The 10,453-nt window shown below is 66.7% G+C and carries 10 protein-coding genes; 2 read left to right on the top strand and 8 right to left on the bottom strand.

Annotation, left to right across the window (positions count from 1 at the left end):
• Positions 1-590: 590 nt before the first annotated feature.
• The 3 genes from D577_RS0111580 to proV all read right to left on the bottom strand — a co-directional run bounded on the left by D577_RS0111580 (position 591) and on the right by proV (position 3,831).
• On the bottom strand, positions 591-1,460 hold the full coding sequence (locus D577_RS0111580; protein WP_018947633.1) for a glycine betaine ABC transporter substrate-binding protein: 870 nt from the start codon (positions 1,458-1,460) through the stop codon (positions 591-593).
• A gap of 75 nt (positions 1,461-1,535) precedes the next feature.
• Positions 1,536-2,651, bottom strand: coding sequence for a proline/glycine betaine ABC transporter permease (locus tag D577_RS0111585; RefSeq protein WP_018947634.1), 1,116 nt, complete (start codon positions 2,649-2,651; stop codon positions 1,536-1,538).
• Positions 2,652-2,661: 10 nt separating this feature from the next.
• Positions 2,662-3,831 carry a glycine betaine/L-proline ABC transporter ATP-binding protein ProV gene (proV, locus tag D577_RS0111590; protein ID WP_018947635.1) on the bottom strand — a complete coding sequence of 390 codons (1,170 nt, stop codon included), beginning with the start codon at positions 3,829-3,831 and terminating at the stop codon, positions 2,662-2,664.
• A 220-nt stretch (positions 3,832-4,051) separates the two neighbouring features.
• Between proV and trxC the strand changes: the two genes are divergently transcribed.
• Positions 4,052-4,486: a thioredoxin TrxC gene (trxC, locus tag D577_RS0111595; RefSeq protein WP_018947636.1), complete on the top strand. Its 435-nt coding sequence runs from the start codon at positions 4,052-4,054 to the stop codon at positions 4,484-4,486.
• A 12-nt stretch (positions 4,487-4,498) separates the two neighbouring features.
• On the opposite strand, the gene D577_RS0111600 is transcribed toward trxC, so the two are convergent.
• The 4 genes from D577_RS0111600 to D577_RS0111615 form a co-directional block, all read right to left on the bottom strand.
• Positions 4,499-5,461, bottom strand: coding sequence for an SLAC1 anion channel family protein (locus tag D577_RS0111600; RefSeq protein ID WP_018947637.1), 963 nt, complete (start codon positions 5,459-5,461; stop codon positions 4,499-4,501).
• Positions 5,462-5,542: 81 nt separating this feature from the next.
• Entirely contained in the window at positions 5,543-6,844 is a 1,302-nt protein-coding gene (locus D577_RS0111605) for a peroxiredoxin (RefSeq protein WP_018947638.1), read from the bottom strand.
• Positions 6,845-6,864: 20 nt separating this feature from the next.
• Positions 6,865-7,233, bottom strand: coding sequence for a hypothetical protein (locus D577_RS0111610; protein ID WP_018947639.1), 369 nt, complete (start codon positions 7,231-7,233; stop codon positions 6,865-6,867).
• Positions 7,234-7,312: 79 nt separating this feature from the next.
• On the bottom strand, positions 7,313-7,834 hold the full coding sequence (locus D577_RS0111615) for a PAS domain-containing protein (protein WP_018947640.1): 522 nt from the start codon (positions 7,832-7,834) through the stop codon (positions 7,313-7,315).
• A gap of 128 nt (positions 7,835-7,962) precedes the next feature.
• Between D577_RS0111615 and D577_RS0111620 the strand changes: the two genes are divergently transcribed.
• Positions 7,963-9,495, top strand: a complete 1,533-nt coding sequence (locus D577_RS0111620) for an AAA family ATPase (RefSeq protein ID WP_018947641.1) — start codon at positions 7,963-7,965, stop codon at positions 9,493-9,495.
• Between the two features lie 27 nt (positions 9,496-9,522).
• Here the strand turns inward: D577_RS0111620 and D577_RS0111625 are convergent, their stop codons facing one another.
• Entirely contained in the window at positions 9,523-10,317 is a 795-nt protein-coding gene (locus D577_RS0111625; RefSeq protein ID WP_018947642.1) for a transglutaminase family protein, read from the bottom strand.
• Positions 10,318-10,453 lie beyond the last annotated feature (136 nt).

Here is a 10,453-nt window from a genome sequence, read left to right on the forward strand (position 1 = left end):
GGAAACACCTTGGGCTTGACCTTGCCCGCCTCCAGATCCCGAACCCACATGCAGTCGAGCTTGTTCTTGCTGACATCAATGCCGATATGAGCCATCTCGTCCTCTCGCCTTGTCCGTACAGCCTCACCCGTCCTTCACGGGGGGCTTGGATACCGTTCAAACTTCGAGATGAGAAGGGCGCGGGGACCGATCTACGGAGCAGGTTCAAGACCTCAGGAGGCCAACGGGTTACCCCGAGCCCGGTGCCACAGATGGTAGCGCTCCCTCTGCGACGACACACAAGGAGGCCAGCCTCTGGCCGATCCGGCGCAGGAGGTTACCCGGACGTGAGATCGGCCGGAGGGCCGGCCTCCTACCGGGGCAGGGTCTGGCCGTAGGAGGCCAGCCTCTGGCCGATTCGGCGCAGGGGTAGCCCGGATGCGGAATCGGCCGGAGGGCCGGCCTCCTACGTGGCCGGGTGCAACCGTAGGAGACCAGCCCCCTGGCCGATTAGAGGCCCGATCGGGGAGGGCGCCGGATATAAAAAAGGCCCGACCAGAAGGCCGGGCCCGGGGGCAGCGCGAGGCTGCCGGTGCGTTCCCTGGACGGGATCAGTTACGGGCGCAGGCCACCCATTCGTCGATCAGCCCGGCCTCGTCATTGAAGAACTTGTCCACCGCGTGGCCGGTGGACTCCTCGTCGGCCAGGTACATGTACTCGTTGAGCAGGTCGATGTCGATGTTCATGCAGCCGGCAAAGGCGGCGACCTTGGGATGGTCGTCGGCAAAGCCGGTACGCGACATGGCGTGGATGGACTCGGCACCACCCAGCGAGCCCTTCGGATCCTCGAGGTATTCGAGCTCGTAGGCGCCCAGCTTCCAGTGCGGGCTCCAGCCGGTGACCACGATGGCGTCGTCACGACGGATGGCGCGGTCGAGCGCGGCGGTCATCGCGGCATCGGAGGCTTCGATCAGGGTGTAATCCAGCTCGTATTCCTCGATGGTGTCGTGCGACAGACGGGTCAGGCCGGCGCCCGGGTCGATGCCCTGGATCTCGCCGTTCAGGCGATCGCGCCATTCGTCATCGCGCAGGTCTTCGATGGAGGTCAGGCCTTCGGCGTGCAGCGAGGCGGGCACCAACCAGCCCAGCTTGGCATTGTCGTACAGCACGCCCAGATCGACGATGTCATCGCCGAACTGGTCGATGTAGTCCTCGTGGGTGATCGGCTGCCAGGACATCAGCATCAGGTCGAGGTCGCCCCCGGCCAGACCGGCGTACTGCGGGGCGATGTCGGTCTGCACCAGCTCCACGCCGGTGTCCAGGCGTTCCTGGATCACGCGGTCGGCGACCTGGGTGATGAACTCGGCATCGGCCCAGGCGGTCCAGCCGATGCGCACGTCGTCCGCCTGCGCGGCGGAGGTCGCCATGCCCAGGGACAGGGCAGCGGCCGTGGCGGTCGTCAGCAGTTTCTTCTTCATCATGGTTACGGTTCTCCTTGTTGCTTCTTGAGCATCCGGCCGCCGGGATTCGGGGCGGCCGCGTGGATGAACGGATGATCAGGCATCGGCCTTCTGCCGGCCGCTGAAGAACCAGCGCAGCAGATTGCCGTAGGCATTGCCCTCGCGCCGGCGCTGGCCAAAACTCTGACTGATACGGTCGAGCAGGATCGCGAGGAACACCACGGCCAGACCGCCCTCGAAGCCGACGCCGACCTGCAGACGCTGGATGCCGGTGAGCACGGTGCCGCCGAGGCCGCCGGCGCCGATCATCGACGCGATCACCACCATGGACAGCGCCAGCATGATGGTCTGGTTGATGCCGGCCATGATCGACGGCATCGCCAGCGGCAGCTGGATCTTGAACAATAGCTGACGCGGGGTGCAGCCGAAAGCCTGGCCCGCCTCCACGTGCTCGCGGCTGACCTGGCGGATGCCGAGGTTGGTCAGGCGCACCGCCGGCGGCATGGCGAAGATCAGCGTGGCGATCGCGCCGGGTACGGTCCCCAGACCGAAGAAGATCGCCGCCGGGATCAGATACACGAACGGTGGCATGGTCTGCATCAGGTCCAGCACCGGGCGTACCAGCATCTCCACGGTGTCGTTGCGCGACATCGCGATGCCGATCGGCAGGCCGATGATCAGGGCAGCGATCGACGAGGCGACCACCAGCGACAGGGTGCGGATGGTCTCCGGCCACAGCTCCATCGAGAAGATCAGCAGCAGCGCCACCGCCGCGAACAGCCCGAAGCGCCAGCCCACGCGCCAGATCCCCGCCAGCACGATCAGCACGGCCAGCACCCAGGGAGGCGGGAACCACAGCAGGGCCTGTACGGTTTCGGAGAACACCCCGAGGCCGAAGGCCGCGGCCAGTACGCTGGTGGTGATGGCCCCGGCCTTGTGGCCGAGGCGCATCCAGACGCCGCCGGCGATCAGTAAGGCGGTCAGCCACAGCGGGTAAAGCAGGAGGAACTCGGTCGCGTCCACCAGGGCGCGGATGACCGCCTCGATCCCGTCCAGCAGTCCCTGGAGGTTGTCGCTGATCCAGTCGACCCCGTCCTCGATCCAGTCACCGATGGTGATCGGCTCCAGTACGGTCTCGTTGAACCACTCGGCCAGTGATTCGAGCGGCCCGATGGTTTCGTGGTCCTGGAGGTCCGGTTCGTCTTGCGTCATGGGGGTGGGCCTACTGATGGGTCCGGTCGAGGGTTTGCAGGAGGTCGCGCTGCGACAGGGTCCCGATGAAACGGCCGTCTTCCACCACGACCAGCGGCCAGTCACTGGCGGCGGCGCGGCCGAGGACATCGGACATGGCGGTGGAGGCCTCCACCGTGTCGATGCCGTCGATGCGTGCGGCGTCGAGATCGGCGGCGTCCGTCAGGCTGCGTGCGGAGACCAGGCCACGGAAGCGTGCCCCTTCGTCCAGCAGCACGGCACAGCCATCGGCACCCAGCTGTTGCCGGGCCCCGGCGGCGTCCGCCTGCCCGGTCTGCAGCAGTGGCATGGCATCGTGGCGGGCGATGTCGCCGGCGGAGTACACCTGGCTCACGTCCACGCCGTAGAAGAACGAGCGGACGTAGTCGTTGGCGGGGTTCGACACGATCTCCTGCGGCGTGCCGATCTGGACCACCTGCCCGCCCTGCATGATCGCGATGCGGTCGCCGATGCGCATGGCCTCGTCGAGATCGTGCGAGATGAACACCACCGTGCGGCTCTTTTCCTGCTGCAGGCGCAGCAGCTCGTCCTGCATCTCGGTACGGATCAGCGGATCCAGCGCGGAGAAAGCCTCGTCCATCAGCAGGATGGTGGGGTCGGTGGCCAGGGCGCGGGCCAGGCCGACACGCTGCTGCATGCCGCCGGAGAGTTCGTCGGGGTAGCTGTTGGCGTGCGCGCCGAGCCCCACGGCCTCCAGGGCCTGCAGGGCCCGTTCGTGCTGGCGGACACGATCGAAACCGGAGACGTCCAGGCCCAGCGAGGCGTTCTCGATGACGGTCTTGTGCGGGAGCAGGGCGAACGACTGGAACACCATCGACATGTCGCGCCGGCGCAGGTCGATCAACTGCCTGCGGCTCATGCGGGTGATGTCCTCGCCGTTCACGTACAGGTGGCCGGCGGTGGGCTCGATCAGGCGGTTGAACATCCGGACCATGGTCGACTTGCCCGAACCGGACAGACCCATGATCACGAAGACCTCGCCCTCGCGGATGCTGAAACTGGCCTCGCGCACGCCCACGGTATTGCCGGTGCGGGCGAAGATCGCATCCTTGTCCAGACCCTGCTCCATCAGTTCCAGGGCGCGGTGCGGGCGCGGCCCGAAAATCTTGTAGAGATCCTCTACGACGAGCTTGTCACTCATGCGCGTACCGTTCGGGGTTCGGGTGGGGCGTTGTGGTGCGGCTCGCGGACCGGGTATTTCGGGAGGTCCGCATATACGAATACAGAACTCGTCGCTTGCGTGCAACGTTGACCGGGTATTCATGAGGCAGTGCCGGAATTCGTGCGGGTCTTCCGCACGGCCCCGTGTTCCGGATGCTATACAGGGGGGGAAGTCTGGTTCCGGCCCCGAGGTGATTGCAATGAAGGAATCCGTACATGTCGTCTGTCCGCATTGCGATGCCGTGAACCGCATACCGTCGCGCCGCATCGGGGGCGCACCGAAGTGTGGTCAGTGCCACGGGGCACTGTTCTGTGCGCGACCTGCGGAACTGACCGGCGACAACGTCGACCGGCACCTGCAGCGCAACGACATCCCCGTACTGGTGGATTTCTGGGCCTCGTGGTGCGGGCCGTGCAAGATGATGGGGCCCGAGTTCGAGCGTGCGGCGGCCGAGCTGGAACCCCGGGTGCGGCTCGCAAAGATCAATACGGATAGCGAACAGGCCCTGGGGGCCCGTTTCGGCGTTCGCAGTATCCCGACCCTCGCCCTGTTCGAGGAGGGTCGGGAGGTTGCCCGGCAGCCGGGGGCGATGCGCGCCCCCGACATCATCCGCTGGGTCCGCGACGAACTCTGACGCGGTCCCGGCCTACTCGGGGCGGCAGATCTCTCCGGCGCGGGCCGCCTTCAGGGTGCGCAGCGCCAGGCCGACGATCAGGATGGTGGTCAGTGCCAGCAGGATCACGCCCAGGGTTTCCATCAGCGGCAGGGCCGCATGCCGGCCGAATTCCATGGTGGCAATGCTGAACGCCGCGACCGGGAACGAATAGGCCCACCAGGAGAGGAAGAAGGGCAGGCGGAGGAACGCCGGCAGGCGCACCAGCAGGAGCAGGAACAGGAACGCGCCGATGTAGTAGAGGATGCGCGCGAAGGCGTCCACCTCGCCGGTCAGTTCGATCCACGCCAGAAAGCCCACCGCCGGGGGTGCCAGCAGGATGGCCAGGGTCGGCATCATGCGCTCGGGCAGTGGGTCGTGGAAGATGAAGCGGTAGAACACCAGCGTCATCAGCACGATCCAGAACACCAGCCCGATGCTGAAGAAGAACCACGACAGCTCGATCAGGCCGAAGGCCACGCCGGGCAGCGGGATCAGGATGTTCCCCACCACCGGGATGAACCAGGCCGGGTTGATCGACTCGATCGGCATCGGCTGGGCCCCGGTCCAGCGGGCCATCGCAGTCAGTGTCAGCAACAGATGAGCGATCACGCCGACGATCCACAGGGCCAGCGCCCACCCTTCGGCCACCGGCAACCAGAGCATCGACAGCAGGATCAACGAGATGGAGGTGGCGGCGAAGAAGTTCAGCTTGACTGGATGGTTGAACTCTTCTTTCACCTTGTCGGGCCAGCCCTTGAGTTTCGACAGGTAGGCGATCGCGAGGAAGATGAACAGCACCGTGGTCAGTCCGGTCAGTGCCGCACTGATCGTGGACGGGCCGTCCCAGACGATTTCGCCGGTGCGCCAGGCCAGGGTCAGGCCCGCCATGCCCATCACGGTTGCGAACAGGGGTACGGGCAGGTTGGGGAGTCGTCCCTCGGTGTTTTCCGTCATGATCGTCCTCGCTTCCATTGTGGTGCCCGTATCCTAGGCAAACGCCGATCAATGTGCACGTTCGCGCCCGGCGTTTGCCGGCTACTCCTCCAGCAGACCGCGGATCTGTTCGATGACTCCGGGCTCCATCCATTCGATGGCGCCGTACAGGGCGTAGCGCACGCGCCCCTCGCGGTCGACCACGTAGCTGGTGGGGAAGGCGAGGGCGCGCCAGTCTTCCAGCGACTCCTGCTGCGGGTCGAGCAGAATGGTGAAGTCGGTCTGCACCTCGTCCTCGATGAATGCGCGGATGGTGTCTTCCGGTTCGCCCAGGTTCACCGCGAGGATGCGAAAGCCCTCGTCGCGCAGTTCGTCTTCCAGGCGCTGCATCGATGGCATCTCGTGCACGCAGGGCGGGCACCAGCTGGCCCAGAAGTTGATGAGAATGACCTCGCCGCGGTAGTCGCGCAGGTCGTGTTCCTCACCGGCCAGATCGGGACGGATCAGTTCCGGCGCGTCCGGTTGCTGTTCCACCGGGTTCAGGCGGGCGTCGGTGCCCGACGGGGTGCGCACCGCGAGGTCGACATCCGCCGCCGGCACGCGCGGCTCGCGTGCCGAGGGCGTGCGGGCCAGCAGGTCCATGCCGCGCAGCAGTTCGCCCGGCAGCGCCTCGCGTGCGAGGCGTTCGGCGGCGGTGGCGTCCGGCCGGAAGAAATAGCGGTCGCGCAGCTCGGGGAGCAGCCTCACGCCCACCGAACTGCCGGCTTCGGCCAGCGCCGCGCGCACGCGGCCCAGGTGCTGGAACTGCGGAGATTGTACGGGCTGCAGGATGAAGACCGGCAGGTTGCTGTAGTGGACGATCGGCTGGAGCTCGGGCTCGGCGGCGTCCGCCCCGGTATGCAGGAACGGGCTGAGCATCAGCACGCCGGCGAGATCCTCCGAGCCGGGGTTGGCCTGCTGCCACTGGTGCAGCCCGGTGAGCAGCCAGGGCCAGGCCCGGTCGCTTGCAAGGACGAACACCGGGCGCTCGGTCTCCTCGCGTGCGGCGTCCAGCAGATCCGGTACGGTGGCCAGCGGCATGTCGTCGAACGAAGAGGCGGCCTCCGGCAGGAAATGCCCGGTGAACGGATCCGTGAGCCAGACTTCCACGCCGCGTGCCTGCAGGGCCAGGGCCTGTTGGCGGTGCTCGTCCTGCAGGCCATGCTCGGAGGGAAACCACAGCAGGACGGGGCCGTGGTCGGCGGGGTAGCGCTGCACCGGGACGGGCTCACCCCCGGCGGTGACGGTGGCGGCCGGGGAATCGGCGAGGGCCGTTCCCGACCCGGCAATGCCGGCCGTCAGCAACAGCAGGCACAGCGCCGGCAGCAGCCGCAGGACGGGCAGGCGAACGCCTCGGGGCCTCATCCGGGCTTGCGTAGAGGGGATCAGTCGGCGGGCGCGCGCTCGACGCGGTCACGCGAGCGCAGGTCGCCGGAGGTGCGCTCCAGCTCGCGATCCAGGGTCAGAACCATGGTGTCGTCGCTCTCTTCCATGGTGACCTGATCGGCATCCACGCCCGGCGGCGGGAGCTGCGGGCGGAATTCCGTGACTTCGGCCGAACCCGGCGCTTCGCTGCCCGGCCAGTCCAGTTGAGACCAGTCCGCCTGGGTTACCGTGGCCACCGGGGAGTCGTAGCCCGGCGGGGCCCAGAACGCCAGCACCGCGGCGGTGGCTGCCACCAGCAGGTTGAGCGAACGGCGCCGGGCGCGCAGCTCGCGTTCCTGTTGCCGGGGATCTTCCTGGATGGCGTGCATGGATCGAGGCCTCGAAAACGTTGTTCTCACGGACTCAAACGTTACGCCGGCGGCGTCCGTGCTGCAACATGCCCCCGCGCTATACGGATTTCATGACCCAGTCGGTCAGGTGACGGAAACCGCGCTTGCGCATGGCCTTCTGGATCGCCTGATAGCCGGCCTGGACCTGTTCTTCCCTGGGATATTTCTGTTCCACGGCGAGGATGTCGGCATAGATCTTCGACCATTCCTCGACGGCCTCGCGTTTGGGACGAATGCGCACCGAGCTGTAGCCGGTGATCTCGCCGCTGGCCGAGGTGCGCGGGGCCACCCGCACGAAGACCCAGTAGTTGTCGCCGTTCTTCGCGCGGTTGTTGACGAAACCGAAGAACTCGTCGCCGCCCTGGATGATCTGCCACATCGCGTAGAAGGCGGCGCGCGGCATGTGCGGGTGGCGCACGATGCTGTGGGGGGCGCCGATCAGTTCCTCGCGGCTGTATTGCGAGATGCGCACCATGGTGTTGTTGGCCAGGTCGATGACGCCGCGGGTATCGGTGCGGGACTGGATGGTGTCCTGCGGTTCGAGAACGATTTCGTGCCCGGTCAGGCTGCGGTCGACCATGCTGGCCCCCTCGTGATTCTGTGTGGAAAGAATCACGAATGCCATGGTCCCGTCAAACCGTGGCGGGCTGCGCCCGGGTGATGGCAGCGGTCTATACTGGGGCCCGTAGCCCGGACTCAGGAGCGTAAATGGCGGCGAAGCGGAACCCGACGGTGGAACGGATCCTGCGCGGGCTGCACTCGCGCTACCCGATCATCTACCTGCAGGGTTGGGACGAGGATCGCATCGAACGCCTGCTCCAGCAGGTGGCCCGCAAATATTACGGGGAAGAGGGCCGGCTGCAGGTGTGGTCAGCGGCGCGCGGTTTCGCTGCCCTGGAGGAGGATCCGTCGGGCGGGCCGGCGGTGGAGGCCGAGCCGGCGGTCCATGATCCCGAGGCGGCGCTGACACGCATCGCCGGTCATCGTGATCCGCCCCGCATGAGCCTGTTCAAGGATCTGCCGGTATGGTTCGACCAGCGCCCCGGACTGGTGCGCGGACTGCGCGATCTCTACTACGAGCTGAAGGGGACCAGCAACGTGGTCTTCGTCAGTTGCCCGCAGCTGCATCTCCCGGACATTATCAAGAAGGAGATCTTCCTGGTCGACGTGGATCTGCCCACCGAAGAGGAACTGCTGGAGTTTCTCGAGGGGCGTCGCGGCGCCGAGGCGCATTCGCGCGAGCTGCTGTTCCGTCTGGCGGCGGGGATGCGCGGGCTGTCGCTCAACGAGGCCGGCCACCTGGCCTCGCGCCTGCTGCGCATGCAGGACGTCGACGAGGACACCCTGCTGCGCGAGGTGCAGGAGGAGAAGGGCCAGATCCTGCGCAAGGAGAGCGTGCTGCAGTTCTATCCCCCGCAGCGTTCGCTGGAGGACATCGGCGGGCTCGGGGTGCTCAAGGAGTGGGTCACCACGCGCGCCGACCTGTTCTCGGAAAAGGCCTACGAGGAAGGGGTGCCGCTGCCCGCCGGGGTGCTGTTCATGGGGGTCTCCGGCTGCGGCAAGAGCATGGCGGCCAAGGCCATCGCGGCGGCGTGGGACCTGCCGCTGGCGCGTCTGGACATGAGTCTGGTGCTGTCAGGCAGTTTTGGTACGCCGGAGTACGCGTTCGCCCGCGCGACCCGAATCGCCGACGAGATCGCGCCGGTGGTGCTGTGGATCGACGAGCTGGAGAATGCCTTCGGCTTCGACTCCACCGGCAGCGGCGGTAACGTGAACATTTTCTCCAGCTTCCTGACGTGGCTGCAGGAGAAGTCGCCCAGGGTGTTCGTCGCGGCTACTGCCAATCGCATCGAGCTGATGCCGGCGGAGCTGATGCGCAAGGGCCGCTTCGACCAGCTGTTCTTTCTGGATCTGCCCAACGCCGACGAGCGCCGGGAGATCCTGGAGCTGCACATTCGCCATCATGGTGGCGATCCGGACCAGTTCGACATGGGGTATCTCACCGCCACCACCAAGGAGTGGAGCGGGGCCGAGATCGAGCAGCTGGTGCGTTCGGCCCGCATCGAGGCCTACCGCGAGGGGCGGACGTTCAATCAGAAGGACATCATCCGGGCGGCGATCAGCACGGTCCCGCTGTCGAAGACCATGGTCGAGCAGATCCGTGAGCTGCGGAACTGGAGCTTCAAGCGTGCGGTGAATGCCTCGAAATCCGAGAGCAAGAAGAAGCCGGCCGGTTCCTGAGGTCGGCTCCTGAAACCGGCGCCCGGGTCAACCGGCCGGCGTCAGGGTCTCCACCGAGACCTCCATGCGCGTGGGGATCGCCGGGGGGCCGAACAGATGATAAAGCGGGACATCGGCCGCGTCACGCCCGTAGGCCAGGCGTACCCGCCTGTTGCCAGGCCGGGCCTGGGTCGGGTCGAAGGTGTGCCAGCGCCCGCCGACCCAGGCCTCGAACCACGCGTGCAGGTCCATCGGTTCCAGGTCGTGCACGTACCCTGCGGTGATCCGTGCGGGGATGCTCAGGCTGCGACAAAGGGCCATGCCCAGATGGGCGAGATCGCGACACACCCCACTGCCGCGCGCCAGGACCTCGCTGGCGGAGATCGGGGTCGGGTCGGTTTCCGTGCGGTATTCGATGTGGCTATGGATCCAGCGCGAGATCGCGGTGACCTGTTCGTGGCCCGGGCGGCAGCCACCCACGATTTCCCAGGCCTTCCGGCCCAGCCGGTCCGCTTCGCAGAAGCGACTGGGCAGGAGGTAGACCAGCACGTCGTCGGGCAGTTGTTCGACCGGGACGAACAGCGCGTCGGTGACGTGAACCGGCTCCGGGCGGATGCGCACATCGGCGCTGACATGGATCGAGAATGGTCCGGCCGGCGCCATCAGCCGCTGGCACAGGTTGCCGTGGCGGTCGGTGTATTCGGCGACGTCGATGTCGGGGGTAACCCGATAGCGATCGGCGGCCACCCATTGATGGGCGTCGCTGCGCGGGCGCAGGAGCAGCAGCATCGGGCTGGCCGCCGTCAGATGCATGTCCAGTTCGCTGGTGACCCTAAGCCACATGTGGTTCCGGCTCCTCGCCCGTAATTGTGACGACTGTTCATCGCAGTGTAACGCGTGCCGGAGTGGTCCGGTGGAGGGCTTCGCAGGGTTGTGGCATTATCCGCGCCCGGAGTGTGACCTTCGGGGTGTCTTCAAG

This window comes from Thioalkalivibrio sp. AKL17 (assembly GCF_000377885.1).
In the GTDB taxonomy this organism is placed as follows: Bacteria; Pseudomonadota; Gammaproteobacteria; order Ectothiorhodospirales; family Ectothiorhodospiraceae; genus Thioalkalivibrio; species Thioalkalivibrio halophilus.